This is a genomic window from Caulobacter sp. BK020 (assembly GCF_004342605.1).
GTDB lineage: Bacteria > Pseudomonadota > Alphaproteobacteria > Caulobacterales > Caulobacteraceae > Caulobacter.
In genome coordinates this window covers 325023-345835 of record NZ_SLZL01000003.1, presented here as the reverse complement: position 1 = coordinate 345835, position 20813 = coordinate 325023, and the positions used below count along the sequence as shown (strand labels likewise).

The following is a 20813-nucleotide window of genomic DNA, read 5'->3' as shown; positions in this document are numbered from 1 at the left end:
GTGCGTCCTTCGAGGCTCGGCTTCGCCTCGCACCTCAGGATGAGGACGTCAGCAAAAAAGCGCCTCATCCTGAGGCGCCCGCGCAGCGGGCCTCGAAGGACGCACGTCGGCCGACGAATCCTTCCCTCCCCGCCCAAAGCCCCGTATGACGCGCACTCATGACGGCCAAGCCCCCGCCCCATGAGCCCGCCGACCCGATCGAGACGATCCGCAAGCGCGTCTTCTCGTTCCCCCGGCGCCATTTCCTCTCGGCCGGCGACCTGAACGCCCTGCAGGCCACCGAGCTGCTGGACCTGGCCGACGCCTTCGTCGCCCTCAATCGCCAGACGACCAAGTCCCTCGACATCCTCAAGGGACGGACGCTGATGAACCTGTTCTTCGAGAACAGCACCCGCACCCAGTCCAGCTTCGAGATCGCCGGCAAGCGTCTGGGCGCCGACGTGGTCAATATGAGCCCGCGCACCTCGTCGATCACCAAGGGCGAAACCCTGATCGACACCGCCGTGACCCTGAACGCCATGCGCCCTGACCTGCTGGTGGTGCGCCACGCCTCGTCCGGCGCGGCCAGCCTGCTCAGCCAGAAGGTCAGCGGCAGCGTGATCAACGCCGGCGACGGCCAGCACGAGCACCCCACCCAGGCCGTGCTGGACGCCCTGTCGATCCGCCGGGCCTTCGGCCGGGTCTCGGGCCTGACCGTGGCGATCTGCGGCGACGTGCTGCACAGCCGCGTGGCCCGCTCGAACGTCGCCCTGCTGCACACCTTGGGCGCCAGCGTCCGGCTGGTCGGACCGCCCACCCTGATGCCGGCCCAGGCCGAACGCTGGGGCGTCACCGTCCATCACGACATGAAGGCGGGCCTCGCCGGCGCCGACGTGGTGATGATGCTGCGCCTGCAGCTGGAGCGCATGCAGGGGGCCTTCGTGCCCTCGACCCGCGAATATTTCCGCTTCTACGGCCTGGACCGCGACAAGCTGGCCAAGGCCGCGCCCAAGGCCAAGGTCATGCACCCGGGGCCGATGAACCGGGGCGTCGAGATCGACTCCGACGTCGCCGACGATCCCGAGATCAGCCTGATCCAGGATCAGGTCGAGATGGGCGTGGCCGCCCGCATGGCCGTGCTGGCCTCGCTGGCCCACCGGCTCGAGGAGCATGGAAAGTGAGCTTGGCTCTCTCATTTTCCACCGCTCATCCCGGCGAACGCCGGGACCCAGATCCCAAGGCTGAGGGGATGATTGGAGAGACTCGGCGGTCTTGGAACCCACCTCAAAGCCCTTCCATCTGGGTCCCGGCGTTCGCCGGGATGAGCGGAGTTTTTCAATGAGCTCATCCCCTCCCCTGGCCCTGATCAACGCCCGGCTGGTCGATCCCGAGAGCGGCTATGACGGTCCCGGCGGCGTGATCGTCTCCGAGGGCGTGATCGCCGACGTCGCCAAGGGCCGCGAGTTCGGCAAGCTGTCCAAGGACGTCCGCGTCATCGACTGCGGCGGCGCCATGCTGGCGCCCGGCCTGATCGACCTGCGGGTCAAGACCGGCGAGCCCGGGGCCGAGACCAAGGAGACCCTGGCCAGCGCCGCCAAGGCCGCGGCGGTCGGCGGCGTGACCAGCTTCGTCGTCCAGCCCGACACCGATCCGGCCGTCGACGATCCCAGCGTCGTGGACTTCATCCTGCGCCGATCGCGCGACATCGACGCCGCCCGCATCCTCTGCGCCGGCGCGGCGACCAAGGGGCTGAAGGGCGAGCAGATGGCCGAGATCGGCCTGATGCGCGAGGCCGGCTGCGTCTATGTCACCGACGCCGACCGGCCGATCGTCGACAGCAAGGTGATGCAGCGCATCCTGACCTATGCCCGCGGCTTCGACGCCCTGCTGGCCCACCGGCCGATGGATCCCTGGCTGGCCAAGGGCGGCGCGGCCACCGGCGGCGAGTTCGCCGGCCGCATGGGCCTGCCGTCGATCTCGCCGATGGCCGAGCGGATCATGCTGGAGCGCGACGTCGCCCTGCTGGAGGCCACCGGCGGCCGCCTGCTGGTCGACCAGGTCACCAGCGCCCAGGCCCTGGAGACCCTGGCCCGCGCCAAGGCCAAGGGCCTGCGGATCCACGCCAGCGTCTCGATCAACCACCTGTCGTTCAACGAGCTGGACATCGGCGACTATCGCAGCTTCGCCAAGGTCACCCCGCCCCTGCGCGGCGAAGACGACCGCCAGGCGCTGATCGAGGCCCTGGCCTCGGGCCTGATCGACATCGTCGTCAGCGCCCACGCCCCGGCCCCGGCCGAGGACAAGCGCCTGCCGTTCGACGAAGCCGCCCCCGGCGCGGTGGGGCTTGAGACCCTGCTGCCGGCCCTGCTGAGCCTCTATCACGACGAGCGCCTGCCGCTGGTCGACCTGATCCGCGCCGTCACCCTGGCGCCCGCCGCCCTGATCGGCCTGCAGTCGGGCCGCATCGCCCCCGGCGCCCCGGCCGACCTGGTGCTGTGCGACCTGGACGCCCCGCTGATCGTCGACGCCGGCAAGCTGCTGTCGAAGTCGAAGAACTCGCCGTTCGACGGACGGCGGCTGCAGGGCCAGGTGCTGATGACGATCGTCGACGGCCGGGTGGTTCACCGGGCGGAGGGGTAGCGCCACTTGCCCCCTACGGACCGCTGCGCGGTCGTCTTCCCCCAGAGGGGGAAGAGCCTTCAGGTGCGAGCGCTCCGCCCCCTCTGGGGGCGGACAGGCGGCGAAGCCGCCAGGTGGGGGCAAGTGTTCACTGGCACGGCTTCTTGTTCTCACGCGGACTACCGCTGAGGTTATGGAAAGGGTCGCGGAGCGCCCGGACATCGTCCGGAGTGTTTGTAGCGTTTGTACCGTTTCGACGAAGCCGAGCGCTCCGCGCGACCGTTATCCGCAAGGCCGGGGCGCGCGGGCCTTTTCCGCCCTTCACCCCACCCGGTATCTCCCCAAGGATCTGTGCACCGCATGATGATCAGAGGCGGGAGTGAGCCAACGAGGACCGGAGCGAACCCCACGACGGGCGGAACCTTCCCAGCATGAAGATCCCGATGGGCGAGCTTACGTCCCTCGCCCTCTGTTTAAGTCTCTCTCCAGCAAAAGCCGGAAAGGACCCCGCTCGATCGCCCCCCGCCGCCGCATCGGTCGCTGGCCATGCGCCCTTTCCCCGCGACGAGGTGAGACCAGGATAAGGGGTGTCTGGAGGGGTGAGGACAGATTGGGGTCGAGAAAGTTCAGGGCGTTGAAATCGCTGGGGTTCGTTCCCGATAGCCCGAGGATAGACGCCGGGGACGCGCACTCACGGCAAGGCCGAAGCCGATAATCACGGACGATCGGTGTGAGTGCGTGTCCCCCACGTCGCCCACGGCGCCAGATCGTTCGTCCTGAATAGGGTTCAAGGCCGGACTCAGCGGATCAAGGTGGGGACACGCACTCACGCCGGACGCCCTGCCAATCATCCAACGCCTTGCCGTGAGTGCGCGTCCCCGGCGATCCCCGGCGCTCTACACGCCCCACAGGGTCCTGGCCTCGCTGGCCAGGATGTCCGGACGCTCTTCCGGCCAGAACAGCTTTCCGCCCTCGACCAGGCGGATGCCGCGCGACCTGGGCAGGGTGCGGTCCAGCCATTGCGCCCAGCGGACCGGGAAAAGCGGGTCGGCGGTTCCCCAGACCATCCGGGTCGGGATGGCCGACCGCCCCAGCCCCGCTTCGATCGCCAGCAACGGATTGGGCTCGAACGCCGCCAGATAGCGGTTGAGCTGGGACCGGCGTTCGGGAGAGGCGACCAGCGGCCTGAAATAGTATTCCAGCGACGCGTCGGAGAAGCTTGCCGGGTCGATGTAGGCCGCGCCGCCGATGCCGCTTGCGGACCGCGCATAGGCTCGATCCTCCAGGTGCAGGGCGATCTTCTGGTCGTAGACGCCGGCCCGCGCCTTGGCGATCGAGCCCGCCATCTGCGGCGGAGGACTGTTCTCGTGCACGTCGCAATTGGTCAGAAGCATCGTTCGGACGCGGGCCGGATGCTGGACGGCGAACAGCTGCGCGATCGTGCCGCCGCTGTCGTTGGCGACCAGGTCGACGGAACCGACCGAAAGGGCGTCGAGCAGGGCCAGCAGCATGTCGCTCTGGGCCTGCGGCGACAGATCCTGGGCGTTCGAGACCTCGGTATAGCCCAAGCCCATCAGGTCCGGCGCGATGCAGCGGCGCAGGCTGGAGAGGCGGTCCAGGGCGCCTCGCCACTGGTAGCCGTTGAGCGGGAAACCGTGGATGAACAGCGCGGCGGGCCCGTCGCCGCGCTCCACATGGGCGATCCGCCCCTGGGGCAGATCCCGATATTTCCGCTCGGCCTTGAATCGGGTCGCATCGGTCGGCGCCGAGCTTCGCGGCGGGTCCAGCCCCTCGCCGCCGGACGCCGCGGCCGTCGCCGCCAGCAGGAACCGTCGCCGATCCATCATCGTCACCCTGGATGCGAATGAGAGCCAAGAGCTTTTGCGCAGTCTGCCACCGTAACGCGTAATTCCTACGGGGTATTTTTCTTAAGTCGCTGCGGCCCTTGGGACGATCACACCGCCGCCACCTTCGCCGTTTCCAGTCGCCGGGGATCGCCGACGGCGGAGATCTCGACGACCTTGCCGTTCTCGACCCTGATGTCGAGCACCAGATGGAGCTTGCCCAGCGGCGCCACGACCGCGCCGATCGCGCCGTCGACCAGGGCCGTGCGGGCGGTCTGGGCCAGGCCGTTGTAGAACGCCGCCACCCTCTCGGCGCCCCGCAGTTCCCGGGTCTGGCCGCCACCGGCGAAGACATCGGCGCGGACCACGACATTCGGGTCCAGCACCGCCATCAGGCCCGCCAGGTCGCCGGTGCGCGAGGCGGTCAGGAAGGCGTCGACCACGGTCTTCTGCGCGGTCTGGGCCGCATCCAGCGGCGCCTCGCCGCCACGCACCCGGCGACGGGCCCGGCTGGCCAGCTGCCGGGCGGCGTCGGGCGTGCGCTCGACGATCGGGGCGATCTGCTCGAACGGCATGTCGAACAGGTCGTGCAGCACGAAGGCGATCCGCTCGGCGGGCGAGAGGGCCTGCAGCACGACCAGCAGGGCCAGACCGACCGAGTCGGCCAGGATCGTTTCGCGCTCGATGGCGTCCTCGCCGCTGACCGAGGGCTCGGGCCCGCCGTCCAGCAGGGCGTCCTCGCGGCGCGACTTCCTGGAGCGCAGCATGTCCAGGCACACGCGCGAAGTCACCGTGGTCAGCCAGGCCGACAGGTTGTCGACGCCGCTCGTGTCGGCGCGCGACAGGCGCAGCCAGGCCTCCTGCACCGCGTCCTCGGCCTCGGGCAGCGAGCCGAGCATCCGGTAGGCCACGCCGCGCAGGCGGGCCCGGTCGGCCTCGAAACGATCGGCGAGAAAATTCTGCTCGGGATTTTTTGGCGGCATCGGTCACATCGCTCCGTCGGGCTTCGTCACACCTTCGACGAACGCAAACCGCCGGATGTGACCGGCGACGGACGTCGAGACGCAACAAACCTCAAGGAGCCTCCCATGCAAGCCCGCATGACCCAGCCCGCCATGCTGATCCCCGACGCCTACAAGGCCATGATGGCCCTCAGCAAGGCCGCCCAGGTCGACAGCCTGCCCGAGCACATCCACGAACTGGTGCACCTGCGCGTCAGCCAGATCAACGGCTGCGGCGTCTGCGTCGACATGCACGGCCGGATGGCCAAGAAGGCCGGCGAGACCGACCAGCGCCTGTTCAGCGTCGCCGCCTGGCGCGACACCCCCTTCTTCACCGACGCCGAGCGCGCGGCCCTGGACCTGGCCGAGGTGGTCACCCGCATCGCCGACAAGGGCGACGCCGTGCCCGACGCCGTCTGGGACGAAGCCGCCCGCCACTATGACGAGAAGGCGCTGGCCGGGCTGCTGCTGACGATCTCGGCGATCAATGTCTGGAACCGGCTGAACGCGGCGACGCGTCAGGTCGCGGGCACGCTGGGGGTCTGATCGGTGAAGGAGGACGCGCACGCGTCCTCCTGCCTCGGCCGGACCAGGGAAATTGGTGGAGTCCCGAGCCCGAGCGCCGCTATAAAAGGCGAAATCGGCGTTTTCGCCCTTGCCATGCGCCCGTGCCGCCGGGCAGCTTCACCACATCCATAGGTCGCAATCCGTGCAAGATCTCGCCCAAGCCGTCTACCTGACCCTCGGCCTCACCCTGCTCGGCGGCTATCTGCTGGGCTCGATCCCGTTCGGCCTGATCGCCACGCGGCTGGGCGGGGCCGGCGACATCCGGCAGATCGGCTCGGGCAATATCGGCGCGACCAACGTGCTGCGCTCGGGCCGCAAGGACCTGGCCGCCATCACCCTGCTGGGCGACGCCGGCAAGGGCGTGGTCGCGGTGCTGCTGGCCCGCTGGCTCAGCCACGGCAACCCCTTCGTCATCGCCCTGGCCGGCGGCGCGGCCTTCACCGGCCACCTGTTCCCCGTCTGGCTGAAGTTCAAGGGCGGCAAGGGCGTGGCCACCTTCTACGGCGTGCTGCTGGCCGCCTGCTGGCCGGTAGGCCTGCTGGCCGCCGTCACCTGGCTGGCGGTGGCCGCCCTGTTCCGCATCAGCTCGCTGGCCGCCCTGGTCGCCGCCGCCTTCGCCGCCCCGTTCGCCCTGGCCACCGACCAGAACGCCGCCTTCCTGGGCCTGTCCCTGTTCATGGCCGTGCTGATCTTCATCCGCCACAAGGACAACATCGGCCGGCTGCTGAAGGGCCAGGAGCCGCGCATCGGCAAGAAGAAGACGGCGGAAGCGCCGCCTCCCGCCGCTTGACCCCGCGCCGCCTCTCGGATCAGGAGCGCCTGGCCTGGCTTCGCCTGGCGCGCACCGAGACGGTCGGCCCCGTCGCCTTCGACCATCTTCTCCAGCGGTTCGGCTCGGCCGAGCGCGCCCTTATCGCCCTGCCCGACCTGGCCCGCCGGGCCGGCCGCGCCTCGCCCCTGCGCCCGTCGCCGGAGAGCGAAATCCTCCCGGAACTCGAGAGCGGCCAGCGCCTGGGCGCGCGGCTGATCTGCGCCTGCGAGCCGGACTTTCCCCCGCGCCTCGTCGCCCTCGACCCGCCGCCGCCGGTGCTGTGGGCCCTGGGGCGGGCCGAGCTGCTGTCCCAGCCCAGCCTGGCCATCGTCGGGGCGCGGATCGCCTCGGCCGGCGGCCAGCGCTTCGCCCGTCAGCTGGCCGCGGAGCTGGGCCGGCACGGCTATGTGGTGGTGTCGGGCCTGGCGCGCGGCGTCGACGGGGCCGCCCACGAAGGGGCCCTGGCCACCGGCACGGTGGCGGTGCTGGGCGGCGGCGTCAGCGACGTCTATCCGCCCGAGCACGCCGACCTGCACGCCCGCATCGCCGGCGACGGCGGCTGCATCGTCAGCGAGAGCGCCCCCGACCGCCGGGCCCAGGCCAAGGACTTCCCTCGCCGCAACCGCATCATCTCGGGCCTGTCGCTGGGCGTGATCGTGGTCGAGGCCGAGCTGAAGTCCGGCTCGCTGATCACCGCCCGCCTGGCCGCCGAGCAGGGCCGCGACGTGTTCGCCGTGCCCGGCTCGCCGCTGGACCCGCGCGCCAAGGGGCCCAACGACCTGATCCGCCAGGGCGCAATCCTGTGCGAGGGCGTCGAGGACGTGCTGCGCGCCCTGTCGGGCCAGGCCCACCTGCGCGAGCGCGAGCGGCCCTATCTGGCCGAGGACGAAGGCCTCGACATCGACCACGACGCCCTGCGCGACGAGATCGCCCGCCTGCTCTCGCCCACGCCCGTCTCCCGCGACGAACTGGTCCGCGCCACCCACGCCCCGACCTCGGCGGTGATGGCGGCCCTGGTCGAGCTGGCCCTGGCCGAACGGGCCGAGCTGCTGCCGGGCGGGATGGTGGCGGGGGTTTGATCGCCTCACCTTGCCCCAGGTACTGGATACCCGTACTATGGACCTCACTGAATTCGAATGGGACATCGAGAAGGCGCGCACCAATCTCGCCAAGCATGGCGTAAGCTTCGAAGAAGCCTGTCTCGCGGTTCTGGATCCTCATCGCGTCGAGATCATCGACGATCGTTTCGACTATGACGAAGAGCGCCTGCGCATTATCGGCTTGAGTTCACAACGCATATTACTCGTGGTGACCGTCTCCCATGCCCAAGACCATCACAGGATCATCTCGGCCCGCCCCGCCAGCCGGCGTGAAGAGAGTTACTATTTCCGCGGCGAATCCTAAATTTCCCGTCTGCGAGACCGACAGGGCGCGCCTGAGGGCGATGACCGAAGAGGAGATTGTGGCTAACGCCCTTTCCGATCCGGACAATCCTCCCCTGACGGCGGAGCAGTTGGCGCGAGCCAAGCACGTGAACGCCGTCAAGGATATCCGGCGTCGGCTCGATATGACCCAAGTGCAGTTCGCCGAGGCCTTCCGCCTGCCGCTGGCCACGGTCCGCGACTGGGAGCAGGAACGCAGCTATCCTGACGCTCCCGCCCGGGCTTTGCTGACCGCCATCGCCCGGGCCCCGGAGACCATGCGCCGGTTGATCGGCGGCCAAGCGGCGTAGGGCCAAAAATCCTCTCTCTATAGAGAGAGCCGCCGGCCAAATGCGCCGTCCGCCACGGCCGCCGTTGACAGACCCCGGGGGACGCCCCCACTTTCCGGCCCTCGCCGCCTTAGCGCTCCCCTTGGGGTTCGCCTGGGGGACGAACCCGATTCCCAGGCATCAAGGTCCTAATGAACGTCGTCGTCGTCGAGAGCCCGGCCAAGGCCAAGACCATCAACAAGTATCTCGGGTCCGACTACAAGGTTCTGGCCTCGTACGGTCACATCCGCGACCTGCCGTCCAAGGATGGGTCGGTCGAGCCGGACAACGACTTCGCCATGAGCTGGGAAGTCGACGGCAAGGCCACCAAGCGGGTGTCCGACATCGTCGACGCCCTGAAGGGCGCCGACCGTCTGATCCTGGCCACCGACCCCGATCGCGAGGGAGAGGCCATCAGCTGGCACGTGCTGGAGGTGCTGCAGAAGAAGAAGGCGATCAAGGACAAGGCCGTCCAGCGCGTCACCTTCAACGCCATCACCAAGTCGAGCGTGCTGGAGGCCATGGCCAATCCGCGCGACATCGACATGGAGCTGGTCGAGGCCTATCTGGCCCGCCGCGCCCTGGACTACCTGGTCGGCTTCACCCTCTCGCCGGTGCTGTGGCGCAAGCTGCCGGGTTCGCGCTCGGCCGGCCGCGTGCAGTCGGTCTGCCTGCGGCTGATCGTCGACCGCGAGCTGGAGATCGAGCGCTTCAAGACCCAGGAATACTGGACCGTCGAGGCCGACGTCACGGCCGGCGCCGAGCCGTTCCTGGCCCGCCTGGTCAAGCACGAGGGCAAGAAGCTCACCAAGTTCGACCTCAACAACGAGACCTCGGCCCTCGCCGCCCGGGCCGCGGTGCAGAAGGCGGTGTTCAAGGTCGCCGCGGTCGAGAAGAAGCCCGGCAAGCGCTCGCCCGCCCCGCCCTTCACCACCTCGACCCTGCAGCAGGAAGCCGCCCGCAAGCTGGGCTTCTCGGCCCAGCGCACCATGCAGGCCGCCCAGAAGCTGTACGAAGGCGTCGACATCGGCGGCGAGACCGTCGGCCTGATCACCTACATGCGAACCGACGGCGTGTCGGTCGAGCCGGAAGGCATCGCCGAGGCGCGCAGCGTGATCGGCAACGTCTATGGCGAGACCTACGTCCCCGAGACGCCGCGCTACTACAAGGCCAAGGCCAAGAACGCCCAGGAGGCCCACGAGGCCATCCGTCCCACCAGCCTGCGCCGCAATCCGGGCTCGCTGCGACTGGAGCCCGACCTGGGCCGCCTGTACGAGCTGATCTGGAAGCGGATGATCGCCTCGCAGATGGAAAGCGCCCGCATCGAGCGCACTACGGTCGACCTGGAGAGCGCCGACGGCCAGACCGGCTTGCGCGCCACGGGTCAGGTCGTGCTGTTCCCCGGCTATCTGGCCGTCTACGAGGAAGGCCGCGACGACGAGGGCGACGAGGACAGCGCCCGCCTGCCGATGATCGAGGAGGGCGCGGCGGCCAAGGTTCTGGACGCCCGCGCCGACCAGCACTTCACCGAGCCGCCCCCGCGCTATTCGGAAGCCAGCCTGGTCAAGAAGATGGAAGAGCTGGGCATCGGCCGCCCCTCGACCTACGCCTCGGTCCTGACCGTGCTGCGCGACCGCGCCTATGTCCGCATGGAGAAGCAGCGCTTCATCCCCGAGGACAAGGGCCGGCTGGTCACCGCCTTCCTGGAGCAGTTCTTCCGCCGCTACGTCGAGTACGACTTCACCGCCGCCCTGGAAGAGCAGCTGGACCTGGTGTCGGACGGCAAGCTGGACTGGAAGCAGTTCCTGCGCGACTTCTGGCGCGACTTCCACGCCGCCGTCGGCGAGATCGCCGAGCTGCGCACCACCAACGTCCTGGACGCCCTGAACGAGGCCCTGGGTCCGCACATCTTCCCGGACAAGGGCGACGGCTCCGATCCGCGCGCCTGCCCGACCTGCGGCACCGGGCGGCTGTCGCTGAAGACCGGCAAGTTCGGGGCCTTCATCGGCTGCAGCAACTATCCCGAATGCCGCTACACCCGCCAGCTGGCCACCAGCGAGGGCGACGGCGAGGCCGAGGCCGCCGACAAGGAGCTGGGGATCAATCCGGCGACCGGCCGCGCGGTGTGGCTGAAGAACGGCCGCTTCGGCCCCTATGTCGAGGAACTGGCGGCGGAGGGCAGCGGCGACAAGCCCAAGCGCTCCAGCCTGCCCAAGGGCTGGACGGCGGCGGCGGTCGACCTGGAAAAGGCCCTGCGCCTGCTGTCCCTGCCCCGCGAGGTCGGCGCCCACCCGGACGACGGCAAGGTCATCACCGCCGGCCTGGGACGTTTCGGGCCGTTCGTGCTGCACGACGGCGCCTACGCCAACCTGGAAAACCCCGAGGACGTCTTCGACATCGGCCTGAACCGCGCGGTGGCCCTGCTGGCCGACAAGCGGGCCGGCGGCGGGCGTCCGCAGCGCGGCCAGGCCGCGGCCCTCGCCGAACTGGGCAACCACCCCGAGGACGGCAAGCCGATCCGCGTGCTGTCGGGCCGCTTTGGCCCCTACATCAAGCACGGCGACACCAACGCCAACGTCCCCAAGGGCGCCGACCCGGCGGCCTTGACCCTGGACGAGGCCGTGGCCCTGATCGCCGAACGGGTCGCCAAGGGCGGCGGCGGCAAGAAACCGGCGAGGAAGGCCCCGGCCAAGAAGGCGCCCGCCAAGGCCAAGGCCGAGACGGCGACGGATGGCGCCGCTCCCGCGAAGAAGGCTCCAGCCAAGAAGGCCGCGGCCAAGAAACCAGCGGCCAAGAAGCCCGCCGCGACAAAGGCCAAAGCCGAGGCGTGACGCGCCTCGGCGGTGGGATTAAGCTGACCGCATGACGTCGCTCGAACGCCCCCTGCCGCTGCCTGTCGTGGTCGTGATCCTGTCGGCCATCAGCGTCGGCGGCTTCGCGTTCGGCCTCAAGAACGCCCTGCTGAAGACCGACCGCGAGGCGGCCTCGACCGCGCCCTTGGCCGAGGTCTCGGGCGTGCCCGTGCGGGAGGCCACGCCGGCGGTCGCCGAGGTCGCCCCGCCGCCGCCCGTCGAGGCGCCCAAGCCCAAGCCCGTCGAGGAGGTCGATGACACGCCGGTGGTCGCCGCCCCGGTGGTCGAGACCCCGCCCGCCGCGCCGCCGCCGGTCGAGAAGAAGCCGGAAGCCCCGCCGCCCGACCAGGCTACGCCGCAGCGGATCGAGGACCTGTATTAGGCCGCAAACCCGTTGAATTTGCGAACGGCCTTATCGAACGCCGAGGACGGGACGACGCGCCGTAGCACGCTCAGCTGATTGGACTGCTTGCCCGCCGGGTATCGCAGCTTCGGCGTCGCGGCGCTGGCCGCCTTCACCACCGCATCCGCAACCACCTGCGGCGGGTCGCCCGCCTCCACCCACTGGCGCATCAGCGTCTCGCTACGGGCGCGCGCGGTGTCGTAGACCGCGATCGGCTGATCGGCCCGGGTCAGGTTTTCCTCGAACGCCGTGCGGGTGACGCCGGGCTGCACCAGCACCACCCGAACGCCGAACTCGCGCACCTCGTGATCCAGGGACTCCGAATAGCCTTCGATCGCATGCTTGGTCGACGCGTAGAAGGCGTTGAAGGGCGACGGGATCATGCCCAGGATCGAACTCATATTGACGATCCGGCCGCTCTTCTGGCGGCGCATGATCGGCAGGACGGCGTTGACGACCCTGGCCACGCCGAACACGTTCACGTCGAACAGGCGCTGAGCCTGGGCGATCGACGACTCTTCGGCCCCGCCCAGCAAACCGACGCCGGCGTTGTTGACCACCAGGTCGATGCGCCCGGCCTGGGCGAGGATCGTCTCGACAGCCTGGTCCACCGAGGCCTGGCTGGTCACGTCGCACACCAGCATCGTCACGTCCGGACCGTCGGGCGCGGGTTTCCGGCTGGTCCCGAACACCCGATATCCGGCCTTGGCCAGCGACAGGGCCACCACCAGGCCGATACCGGAGGACGCGCCCGTGACGAGCGCGACGCTGCTGTCTTTCCTAGTCATGTCTCACCTTCACATCGGACTGGATCGCCGACGGCAAGCGAGATACTATCATTTTAGTAGTTAGTCACTATCGAAATGGTACCATGTCGAAAAATGGAGTTGCGCAGCATTGTCCGATCGTCCGTGGCGTCAGCACCTTGGGCGACACCTGGACCATGCTGATCCTGCGCGAGGCGCATGTGGGGGTCACGCGCTTCGACCAGTTCCGGAAGAATCTCGGCATCGCGCCCACCATGCTGACCAAGCGGCTGGCCGCCTTGACCGACGGCGGCCTGCTGGAAAAACGCCTCTATTCCGAACGCCCGCCGCGGGAAGACTATGTCCTGACGCCGGCCGGCCAGGATTTCCTGCCGGTCCTGCTGTTGTTCGGGGCCTGGGCCCAGCGCAACTGCGACGGCCAGTTCGCGCGATTCATCGACGAGACGACGGGCCAGGAGATCGAGCCCGTCGGCGTCGACGCGGTGTCCGGCGCCAGGCTGGGCAGCCGGCCGATCAAGGTCAGCATGGAGGGCGCGAAGCCGGCGACGGAAGGATCGGAAATCCATCCCTAGAGCGCGTTAGGCGAAAGTGTGAGCGGTTTCGCCGACTAACGCGCTCTAAATGTTTGATTTAGAGCCTTTTTAGACGCCTCAAATGATTCCATGTGAGGCGTCTAAAAAGGCTCTAGGGTCTTCCCTAGCGCGCAGACTCGTCACAGGCGTGTCAAGGAGGACCATCACAACCGTGATGCTCCGATCCTTTCGCTTGAAGGTCCGCATGACGTCCTGGATCCGCCTCGCCCCGTCGCTGCTCGTCGCCTGCGCCCTGGCCGCGCCCGCCCTGGCCCGATCCGAGGACGAACGGCTGGAGGCGGCGGCGTCGGTGATCGGGCTGGACATGTCCGTCGAGGCGATGATCGGCTATTGCGAAGCGGCCGCGCCGAACGCCGCCGCCGGCCTGCGGCCGAAATGGACCGCCTGGCGCCAGGACGCCCTGGTTCCCCAGGTCTCGCAGGCCCTTGGTCCTGAAAAGCTGGCGCGCCTGCGGGACGGCATGGCCCGGGTGGCGACCGCCGCCGTCGGCAAGCTCAAGCAGATGGGGCCGCCCCAGACCACCTGCCCGCAGATCGCCGGCTGGCTGAAGGAGGGCCCCTTCGTCACGCGTACGGCCTATCCCGCGCTTTATGAAGGCCTGCCGGCCGGCGGATCGCCTGCCTTCGCCGCCGCGCCCGCACCCCAGGCCCCGGCGGCCTCGGCGGCCCCGGCGGGCGTCTACTACACGCCGGCCCAGTTGAAGGCCCTGGTCGCTTCCTGGTGGGGACCGACGCGGGACTACGACCGCGCGAACCGGATGCTGGAGCAGGCTGGCCGCCTCTACATCCAGGGCCGGGTGATGGCGCGCGGCGACACCTTTTTCCTGGAGACCAACGACGGGACCTTCCGCTCCAAGCTGCCCGTGGCCGTCGACCTTTCGGACCGGGAACTGACTCCCTTCACGGGACGGACGATCACGGTCGAAGGCCGGATGCAGGAACTTCCCAGCGGCATGGTCTTCCTGAAGGAAACCCGGATCGTCGACGGCGCCGGCTTGAAGCCTTCGCCCTTGCCGTCGGAACCCGGCCTCTACCGGCTGGACGTCAAGCCGTCGCAAATCACCGCTGCTCCGGGCGCGGGCCTGTCTCCCGCCCAGGTCCAGGGCCTGCTGCACAACGGCCATGGCGAGACGGGCGCCAACGGCTACGAGTTCCGCGAGGACGTCTTCCTGCTGCTCAAGGACGGCACGGCCTATCTGGGGCATGCGGTGGCGCCAAGCGACCTCGACATCGCCAAGTCGCGCAAGCTGGAGCCCCAGCTCTGGGCCCGCTGGCGGGCGAAGGGCGCCGGCTTCCAGATCCTTCGCCAGGACGATTTCGGCCGTCCCGAGGGCGACTGGTCCGACCAGCCCGGCCACCTGACCGGGGCCTGGAAGCCCAACCAGCGCCTGAACGCCACCTACAGCGCCCAGGCCTTCCACGGCAGCCTGGCCCTGGGCGGGACCTACAGCTCCACCGCCTACAGGTTCTCCGACGACGGCCGCTTCGAGGTGATCGGCTACAAGCAGTCGGGCTCGGGCTCGATGGCGGCGGCGTCGGGCTTCACGGCCAGCGGCTCGGGCTATTCCGACGGCAAGGGGTCGCGCACCTCGGCCGGCGGCGGAACGGCGGGCGTGTTCGCCGGGTCGCAGTCGCGGTCCGAAGACGGCGCCAGCCAGCGCGGGGTCTATCGGCTGGAGGGGCTGAGCCTGGTGCTCAAGTACGACGACGGCCGCACCGAGTCGGTGCTCTGCGCGCCCTGGGGCGCCGACCTGACGCGAATCTACATGTTCGGACGCACCTTCAGCCGCAGTTAGCGGCGCGCCGGACGCTTTCCCTTGGCCAACCGCCCCCGGACCGCGTTAGACCGGAGACCATGGCCAAACCCCGCTCGCCCAAGTCGTCCAAGTTCCCCGCCGCCTCGCCGAAAGCAAAGGGGGCGGCCAAGCCGCCCGCCGGCCTGCCGGATCGCGAGACCCTGCTGGCCTTCCTGCGCGACGCCGGCGAGAGCGGCAAGGCCGACATCGCCCGCCACTTCGGCCTGAAGGGGGCCGACCGCCGGGCGCTGCGCGAGATGCTGCGGGCCATGGAGGCCGACGGCAGCCTGGGCAAGCGCGGTCGGCGCGGCTTCGCCCAGGCCGGGGCCCTGCCCCCGGTCGGCGTGGTCGACGTGGTGGAGCGCGACGCCGACGGCGACCTCTACGTCCGCCTGACCAAGGATTCCGAGGACACGCCCCAGGTGCGTCTTGCCCCCGGCAAGGGCGAGGCGGCCGGCGGGGCGCCGGGCCTGGGCGACCGCCTGCTGGTGCGGTTCGAACAGCTGGAGAGCGGCGAGACCGAGGCCCGGCTGATCAAGCGCCTGGGCCAGAGCGCCCACAAGCTGCTGGGGGTGATCCGCAAGCACCGGCGCGAGACCCGCGTCGAGCCGGTCGACCGCAAGTCCAAGGAAAGCCTGCTGATCGACAACCAGGCCGCCGAGGGCCTGAAGGAGGGCGACCTGGTCCTGGCCCAGGTCAGCGGGGCCGGCGCCCGCTACGGGCCCAAGTTCGGCAAGATCCTGGAGGTGCTGGGCAGCGAGGACGACCCGCGCGCCGCCTCGCTGATCGCCATCCACAGCCACGGCATCCCCACCGGCTTCTCCGAAGAGGCCGAGGCGGAGGCCGGCGCGGCCCAGCCGCCGACCCTGCAGGGCCGGGACGACCTGCGCGACCTGCCGTTCGTGACCATCGACCCGGTGGACGCGCGAGACCATGACGACGCGGTCTACGCCCATCCCGATCCCGACGCCGGCAACGTGGGCGGCTGGGTGGTCTGGGTGGCCATCGCCGACGTCGCCGCCTATGTGCGCCCCGGCTCAGCCCTGGACCGCGACGCCCGCGAAAAGGGCAACAGCGTCTACTTCCCCGACCGGGTCGAGCCGATGCTGCCCGAGACCCTGTCCAACGGCCTGTGCTCGCTGCGCGAAGGCGAGAACCGCGCGACCCTGGCGGTGCGGATGGTGTTCGACGCCGCCGGCCGCAAGAAGAGCCACAAGTTCGTGCGCGGCCTGATGCGCAGCGCCGCCAAGCTGTCCTACGAGCAGGCCCAGGCCGCCATCGACGGGGTCGCCCCGCCCGACGGCCAGGACGCCGACAAGGCCGGGCCGCTGCTGGACCCGATCCTGAAGCCCCTGTGGGCCGCCTTCCGCCTGATGGGCAAGGGCCGCGAGGCGCGCTCGCCCCTGGCCATCGAAAGCGACGAGCGCCGCATCGTCATCCGCGAGGGCGAGATCCAGTCGATCACCCGCCGCGCCAGCCTTGAGGCCCACAAGCTGATCGAGGAGATGATGATCCAGGCCAACGTCTCGGCGGCCGAGACCCTGGAGGCCAAGCGGCTGCCGCTGATCTACCGGGTGCACGACACGCCCAGCCAGGAAAAGGTCCTGAGCCTGGTCGAGTTCCTGCAGACGCTTGAGGTGAAATGGTCCAAGGGCGAGGCTCCGACCACGGCGCGGTTCAACAAGCTGCTGGACGACACCCGCGAGAGCCCGCACGCGGCGATCATCAACGAGGTGGTCCTGCGCACCCAGATGCAGGCCCACTATTCCAGCGACAACCTGGGCCACTTCGGCCTGAACCTGGCCCGCTACGCCCACTTCACCAGCCCGATCCGCCGCTACGCCGACCTGATCGTGCACCGGGCCCTGATCCGCGCCCTGAACCTGGGGACCGACGGCCTGACCGACCAGGACATCGCCCAGATCAAGGACACCGCCGAGGTCATCACCCACGCCGAGCGCCGGGCCATGGCCGCCGAACGCGACGCCACCGACCGCTACATCGCCGCCTTCCTGGCCGACCGGGTGGGCGCGACGTTCACCGGCCGGATCACGGGGGTGACGCGTTTCGGCCTGTTCGTGAAGCTGGACGAGACCGGGGCCGACGGCCTGGTCCCGGTCTCGACCCTGGGCGAGGAATATTTCGTCCATGACGACCGCATGCACGCCCTGGTCGGCGAACGCACCGGCAAGCGCTTCCCGCTGGGCCTGGCGGTCGAGGTGCGGCTGCGCGAGGCCACGCCGGTGACCGGCGGCCTGCTGTTCGAGATGCTGACCGACGCCCTTCCCGCTGATCCCAAGGCGCCGAGGCCTCGACTGGGCGTGCGGGCCCGGACGCCGGTCAAGCCGCGCGGCGGCCTGCCCAAGGGCGTGCGGCGCGGGAAGCGGCGGTGACGACGGATTGGGGACAGGCGCATGCGCCTGTTCCCAGCCGCGCCCAGGATCTAGGGCAGCACCGTCCTCGCCGCCGCCTCCAGCCGATCCGCCATCATCTTCTGGTCCGCCACAGAGGGGTGCCAGTCGCAGGCGTCCAGCGCCATGCCGGTGATCCGCACCGAGGTCGCCAGGCCGGGGGTTTCGGCGTCGACCGTCCTGGCCACGTCCTCGACATCGGCCGCGAAGCTGTCGCCGGCGATCAGCAGGAACCGCGCCTGGGGCTGGCGCCGGGCCAGGTCGCGGATGAAGCCGGCATAGGTCTTGCGGTAGTCGGCGTGCAGGGCGGCCTCGTCGGCCCAGGCCTCGCCCGAGGCGACGGGGGTGGAGAAGTCGTTGGTGCCCAGGCCGATGACGATCAGCTCGGGGCGCCAGGGATCGGCCGGATCGACGGTGGGCGCGGCCTGGCCGGGGATCAGTCTCGAATAGAGCGCCGGCAGGGGCTGGCCCGGCGAGGAGCCGCCGTAGTTGCGCACCACGCCGCGTCCGGAGAAGGCGACGATCCGATAATCGGCGTCCAGCCGGCGCGACAGGATCGGGCCGAAGGTCTGGCTGGTGTCGGTCAGGTCGTGGATCTCGGCCTGGGTGCAGCTTCGCTTGGCCGAGCGCACGCCGTAGCCGACCGTGTGGGAATCGCCGATGAACTCGATCCGGTGCGGGCGGCGGGGCGGCGGCAGGGCCTGGTCGCCCGCGCCGACGAAGAAGCCCAGGAAGCGGGCCGAACCGCTCTGGCTTTCGGTCAGCTTGTCCACCCGCACCACGTGCTCGCCCGGTCCCAGGTCGTCGAAGGACAGGCGGACGGCGCCCGGCTTGGCCAGCTCGGTGCGGACCTGGCCGTCGATGCTGATCGCCAGGTGCTCGGCCTGCGGATCAACCGCCACCTCGATCGAACGGCCCGTGAAGCGGCCTTCGAAATAGACTCCCGGCCAGCCGAACTCGGCCGCGCCGTCCGGCTGGGCGACGACCCGGCCGCCGATGTTGGGCGTCAGGGCGGTCTGGGCCACGGCCGAGCTCGACAGCGCCAGGGCCGCGACGGCGGCGAGAAACAACGATCGCAAGCGGGTCTCCTTCGACGCGTTCTTCCCCTGGGCCTCCCCGGGGGCGCTACTTCTTGGCCAGATAATCGAGCGCCAGCAAGACCTCGGCCTTCACCCCCGTCTCGAACACCGCCTCGTCGACGTCGAAATAGGGCGAGTGGTTGGCCGGGGCCGTGGCGGCGGGCACGCTGGCCGGACGGCCGCCCAGCTGGATGAACACCGCCGGAACCGTCTCGCCGTAGCGCGAGAAGTCCTCGGCCCCGGTGACCAGGGCCGCCTGGTCGTCGACCTTGCCCGGCGAGGCCTGCTCCAGCACCGGCTTGACCCAGGCCGACAGGGCCGGGTCGTTGCGGGTGACCGGATAGGGCTGGGTGAACACCGCCTGGGCTTTCGCGCCATAGCGGTCGCCGATGGCCGCCACCGTCTTCTGGACCTTGTCGATGACGTCGGCCCGCCGCTCGGCGTTGAAGGTGCGCAGGGTGCCGGTCATGACCAGGTCTTCGGGGATGATGTTGTTGCGCACCCCCATGTTGATGGTCGCCACCGTCAGGACCGTGGGCGAGGCGCCGACATCGACCTGGCGGGCCGACAGCTGGTTGAAGGCCTGGACGACGTCGGCCGCGACGCTGGCCATGTCGACCCCGGCCCAGGGCCGCGCCCCGTGGGTCTGCTTGCCCTTGACGGTGATCGTCAACCGGTCGGAACCCGCGTAGAAGCCGCCGGCCCGGTAGTTCAGGGCGTGGGCGTCGCCGGGACCGATGTGCAGGCCGAAGATGGCGTCGACCTTGGGGTGGTCCAGGACGCCGTCGCGGATCATCAACAGGGCCCCGCCCTCCTCGCCGGCCTGCGAGCCTTCCTCGGCCGGCTGGAAGATCACCACCACCGTGCCGGGGATCTGGGCCTTCAGGCCGGCCAGCACCGTCGCCGCGCCCAGCAGCATGGCCACGTGGGTGTCGTGGCCGCAGGCGTGCATGACCGGCAGGGTCTTGCCCTCCCACTGGGCGGTGACCTTGGAGGCGAACGGCAGGCCGGTCTTCTCCTCCACCGGCAGGGCGTCCATGTCGGCGCGCAGGGCCACCACCTTGCCGGGCTTGCCGCCCTTCAGCACCCCGACCACGCCGGTGCGGCCGACGCCCTCGCGGACCTCGAAGCCCAGGGCGCGCAGTTCCTTGGCCACCAGGGCGGCGGTGCGGACCTCCTGGTTGCCCAGTTCGGGATGCTCGTGGATGTCGCGCCGCCAGGCCACCACCTTGGGCTGGACGGCCTTGGCGGCGGCGGCGACCTGGGCGGTGGTGGGCGCGGCCTGGGCGACAGAACCGACGAGCGCGGCGGCCAGCGCCAGCCCTGAAACCCTTGCGAACATGATCGTCCCCTCTTGAACCCTTGCCGGAGCTTGGGCGGCGGGGGGCTTGGCGGTCAAGCGCCAGGGACGGGTTTGGGGACACGCCGCGAGGGCATGTCCCCGTCCCGGGCCGGCTCGCGCCTGCCCAACGGACGGCTGGCGCCGGCGCGAGTCGGGTCTAAGCTGATCGGATGGACGAGCCGATCGACGCCAAATTCGACACCCGCAACGACGGCGACGTCCGCGATCCGAACGCCGGCGTGCTGAAGCCGCGCCACGCCGCCACCCTGATCGTGGTCCGCGACGACGGCGAGAAGCCGCGTATCCTGATGGGCCGCCGCAACCGCGGCCTGGCCTTCATGGCCGACAAGTGGGTGTTTCCCGGCGGCCGGGTCGACCGCGGCGACTACGCTGCCCCCTCGGCCAGCGAGCTGTCGCCCGACACCGCCGCGCGCCTGGCCCTGGAGCCCCGCCATCCCAGCCCCGCCCGGCTGGCTCGCGCCCTGGCCCTGGCGGCGGTGCGCGAGACCTTTGAGGAGACCGGCCTGCTGCTGGCCAAGGCTGGGCCCGCCCGCCCCGGCGCCGGGGCCTGGCGGCCGTTCCTGGCCCAGGGCGCCCTGCCCGACCTGGCGCCCCTGGCTTTCGTGGCCCGGGCCATCACCCCGCCCTACCGCACCCGCCGCTTCGACGCCCGCTTCTTCATGGCCCCCGCCAGCGCTCTGCTGAGCCTGGAGCGCCAGCCGGACTGCGGCGAACTGGACGAGATCGGCTGGTTCGACTTCGACCAGGCCCGCGACCTGGACCTGCCCAACATCACCCGCTTCGTCGTCCACGAGGTCGCCCGGCGCCTGGCCGACCCTGGACGCCCGGCCCCGTTCATGCGCTTTCTGCACGGGGCGCGGCGGTTGAGCTATCTCTGAAGCTTTCGGGCCCGCCCTCGTCCTTCGACAGGCTCAGGATGAGGGCTATTGTCGCGTCGAGCCAACATTCGAAATCCTCATCCTGAGCGTGTCGAAGGATG

The 20813-nt window shown here is 70.0% G+C and carries 18 protein-coding genes and 1 pseudogene; 14 read left to right on the top strand and 5 right to left on the bottom strand.

The window, feature by feature from the left end:
- Positions 1-2: 2 nt before the first annotated feature.
- From EV278_RS24310 to pyrC, 3 genes and pseudogenes are all read left to right on the top strand, one after another.
- A pseudogene (locus EV278_RS24310) lies at positions 3-149 on the top strand (hypothetical protein); the annotation flags it as partial.
- Between the two features lie 9 nt (positions 150-158).
- Positions 159-1160 carry an aspartate carbamoyltransferase catalytic subunit gene (locus tag EV278_RS05615; RefSeq protein ID WP_132087760.1) on the top strand — a complete coding sequence of 334 codons (1002 nt, stop codon included), beginning with the start codon at positions 159-161 and terminating at the stop codon, positions 1158-1160.
- A 157-nt stretch (positions 1161-1317) separates the two neighbouring features.
- Positions 1318-2619 carry a dihydroorotase gene (gene pyrC, locus EV278_RS05610; protein WP_132087757.1) on the top strand — a complete coding sequence of 434 codons (1302 nt, stop codon included), beginning with the start codon at positions 1318-1320 and terminating at the stop codon, positions 2617-2619.
- 875 nt (positions 2620-3494) lie between these two features.
- Here pyrC and EV278_RS05605 read toward each other — a convergent pair.
- Together EV278_RS05605 and EV278_RS05600 are read right to left on the bottom strand one after the other, a co-directional pair.
- Positions 3495-4442, bottom strand: a complete 948-nt coding sequence (locus EV278_RS05605) for an alpha/beta hydrolase (protein WP_132087754.1) — start codon at positions 4440-4442, stop codon at positions 3495-3497.
- 110 nt (positions 4443-4552) lie between these two features.
- Complete coding sequence (locus EV278_RS05600; RefSeq protein WP_132087751.1) at positions 4553-5425, bottom strand: sigma-70 family RNA polymerase sigma factor; 873 nt, start codon at positions 5423-5425, stop codon at positions 4553-4555.
- Between the two features lie 105 nt (positions 5426-5530).
- Here EV278_RS05600 and EV278_RS05595 point away from each other — a divergent pair, with 105 nt between their 5' ends.
- The 7 genes from EV278_RS05595 to EV278_RS05565 all read left to right on the top strand — a co-directional run bounded on the left by EV278_RS05595 (position 5531) and on the right by EV278_RS05565 (position 11805).
- Positions 5531-5989 (top strand): carboxymuconolactone decarboxylase family protein, encoded by a 459-nt coding sequence (locus tag EV278_RS05595; RefSeq protein ID WP_132087748.1) that lies wholly within the window; start codon positions 5531-5533, stop codon positions 5987-5989.
- A 163-nt stretch (positions 5990-6152) separates the two neighbouring features.
- Positions 6153-6800 carry a glycerol-3-phosphate 1-O-acyltransferase PlsY gene (gene plsY, locus EV278_RS05590; protein WP_132087745.1) on the top strand — a complete coding sequence of 216 codons (648 nt, stop codon included), beginning with the start codon at positions 6153-6155 and terminating at the stop codon, positions 6798-6800.
- On the top strand, positions 6797-7900 hold the full coding sequence (gene dprA / locus EV278_RS05585; RefSeq protein ID WP_132087742.1) for a DNA-processing protein DprA: 1104 nt from the start codon (positions 6797-6799) through the stop codon (positions 7898-7900). Before plsY ends, dprA begins: the two co-directional genes overlap by 4 nt.
- A gap of 37 nt (positions 7901-7937) precedes the next feature.
- Positions 7938-8225: a BrnT family toxin gene (locus EV278_RS05580; RefSeq protein ID WP_132087739.1), complete on the top strand. Its 288-nt coding sequence runs from the start codon at positions 7938-7940 to the stop codon at positions 8223-8225.
- A gap of 58 nt (positions 8226-8283) precedes the next feature.
- Complete coding sequence (locus tag EV278_RS05575; RefSeq protein ID WP_243692089.1) at positions 8284-8553, top strand: XRE family transcriptional regulator; 270 nt, start codon at positions 8284-8286, stop codon at positions 8551-8553.
- A 170-nt stretch (positions 8554-8723) separates the two neighbouring features.
- Positions 8724-11402 carry a type I DNA topoisomerase gene (gene topA / locus EV278_RS05570; RefSeq protein ID WP_132087733.1) on the top strand — a complete coding sequence of 893 codons (2679 nt, stop codon included), beginning with the start codon at positions 8724-8726 and terminating at the stop codon, positions 11400-11402.
- 31 nt (positions 11403-11433) lie between these two features.
- Positions 11434-11805, top strand: coding sequence for a hypothetical protein (locus EV278_RS05565; RefSeq protein WP_132087730.1), 372 nt, complete (start codon positions 11434-11436; stop codon positions 11803-11805).
- Here EV278_RS05565 and EV278_RS05560 read toward each other — a convergent pair.
- Complete coding sequence (locus EV278_RS05560) at positions 11802-12614, bottom strand: oxidoreductase (protein WP_132087727.1); 813 nt, start codon at positions 12612-12614, stop codon at positions 11802-11804. The genes EV278_RS05565 and EV278_RS05560 overlap by 4 nt on opposite strands.
- 83 nt (positions 12615-12697) lie before the next feature.
- Here EV278_RS05560 and EV278_RS05555 point away from each other — a divergent pair, with 83 nt between their 5' ends.
- The 3 genes from EV278_RS05555 to rnr all read left to right on the top strand — a co-directional run bounded on the left by EV278_RS05555 (position 12698) and on the right by rnr (position 17374).
- Positions 12698-13165 (top strand): helix-turn-helix domain-containing protein, encoded by a 468-nt coding sequence (locus EV278_RS05555; protein ID WP_132087724.1) that lies wholly within the window; start codon positions 12698-12700, stop codon positions 13163-13165.
- A gap of 205 nt (positions 13166-13370) precedes the next feature.
- On the top strand, positions 13371-14981 hold the full coding sequence (locus EV278_RS05550; protein WP_132087721.1) for a hypothetical protein: 1611 nt from the start codon (positions 13371-13373) through the stop codon (positions 14979-14981).
- A 59-nt stretch (positions 14982-15040) separates the two neighbouring features.
- Entirely contained in the window at positions 15041-17374 is a 2334-nt protein-coding gene (rnr, locus tag EV278_RS05545; protein WP_132087716.1) for a ribonuclease R, read from the top strand.
- A gap of 50 nt (positions 17375-17424) precedes the next feature.
- Here rnr and EV278_RS05540 read toward each other — a convergent pair whose 3' ends face one another.
- On the bottom strand, positions 17425-18471 hold the full coding sequence (locus EV278_RS05540; RefSeq protein WP_132087713.1) for an SGNH/GDSL hydrolase family protein: 1047 nt from the start codon (positions 18469-18471) through the stop codon (positions 17425-17427).
- A 46-nt stretch (positions 18472-18517) separates the two neighbouring features.
- The gene (locus tag EV278_RS05535; protein WP_132087710.1) at positions 18518-19813 is read right to left on the bottom strand and encodes an amidohydrolase; all 1296 of its coding nucleotides are present in this window, start codon (positions 19811-19813) and stop codon (positions 18518-18520) included.
- A 170-nt stretch (positions 19814-19983) separates the two neighbouring features.
- Here EV278_RS05535 and EV278_RS05530 point away from each other — a divergent pair, with 170 nt between their 5' ends.
- Positions 19984-20712, top strand: a complete 729-nt coding sequence (locus tag EV278_RS05530) for an NUDIX hydrolase (protein ID WP_132087707.1) — start codon at positions 19984-19986, stop codon at positions 20710-20712.
- Positions 20713-20813: the final 101 nt, after the last annotated feature.

What these genes read in the sequence shown, in the direction of transcription:
- EV278_RS05615 (WP_132087760.1), top strand. Translation starts at nt 159, where the DNA reads ATGACGGCCAAGCCCCCGCCCCATGAGCCCGCCGACCCGATCGAGACG.
- pyrC (WP_132087757.1), top strand. Translation starts at nt 1,318, where the DNA reads ATGAGCTCATCCCCTCCCCTGGCCCTGATCAACGCCCGGCTGGTCGAT.
- EV278_RS05605 (WP_132087754.1), bottom strand. Translation starts at nt 4,442, where the DNA reads ATGGATCGGCGACGGTTCCTGCTGGCGGCGACGGCCGCGGCGTCCGGC.
- EV278_RS05600 (WP_132087751.1), bottom strand. Translation starts at nt 5,425, where the DNA reads ATGCCGCCAAAAAATCCCGAGCAGAATTTTCTCGCCGATCGTTTCGAG.
- EV278_RS05595 (WP_132087748.1), top strand. Translation starts at nt 5,531, where the DNA reads ATGCAAGCCCGCATGACCCAGCCCGCCATGCTGATCCCCGACGCCTAC.
- EV278_RS05580 (WP_132087739.1), top strand. Translation starts at nt 7,938, where the DNA reads ATGGACCTCACTGAATTCGAATGGGACATCGAGAAGGCGCGCACCAAT.
- topA (WP_132087733.1), top strand. Translation starts at nt 8,724, where the DNA reads ATGAACGTCGTCGTCGTCGAGAGCCCGGCCAAGGCCAAGACCATCAAC.
- EV278_RS05565 (WP_132087730.1), top strand. Translation starts at nt 11,434, where the DNA reads ATGACGTCGCTCGAACGCCCCCTGCCGCTGCCTGTCGTGGTCGTGATC.
- EV278_RS05560 (WP_132087727.1), bottom strand. Translation starts at nt 12,614, where the DNA reads ATGACTAGGAAAGACAGCAGCGTCGCGCTCGTCACGGGCGCGTCCTCC.
- EV278_RS05555 (WP_132087724.1), top strand. Translation starts at nt 12,698, where the DNA reads ATGTCGAAAAATGGAGTTGCGCAGCATTGTCCGATCGTCCGTGGCGTC.
- EV278_RS05550 (WP_132087721.1), top strand. Translation starts at nt 13,371, where the DNA reads ATGACGTCCTGGATCCGCCTCGCCCCGTCGCTGCTCGTCGCCTGCGCC.
- rnr (WP_132087716.1), top strand. Translation starts at nt 15,041, where the DNA reads ATGGCCAAACCCCGCTCGCCCAAGTCGTCCAAGTTCCCCGCCGCCTCG.
- EV278_RS05535 (WP_132087710.1), bottom strand. Translation starts at nt 19,813, where the DNA reads ATGTTCGCAAGGGTTTCAGGGCTGGCGCTGGCCGCCGCGCTCGTCGGT.
- EV278_RS05530 (WP_132087707.1), top strand. Translation starts at nt 19,984, where the DNA reads ATGGACGAGCCGATCGACGCCAAATTCGACACCCGCAACGACGGCGAC.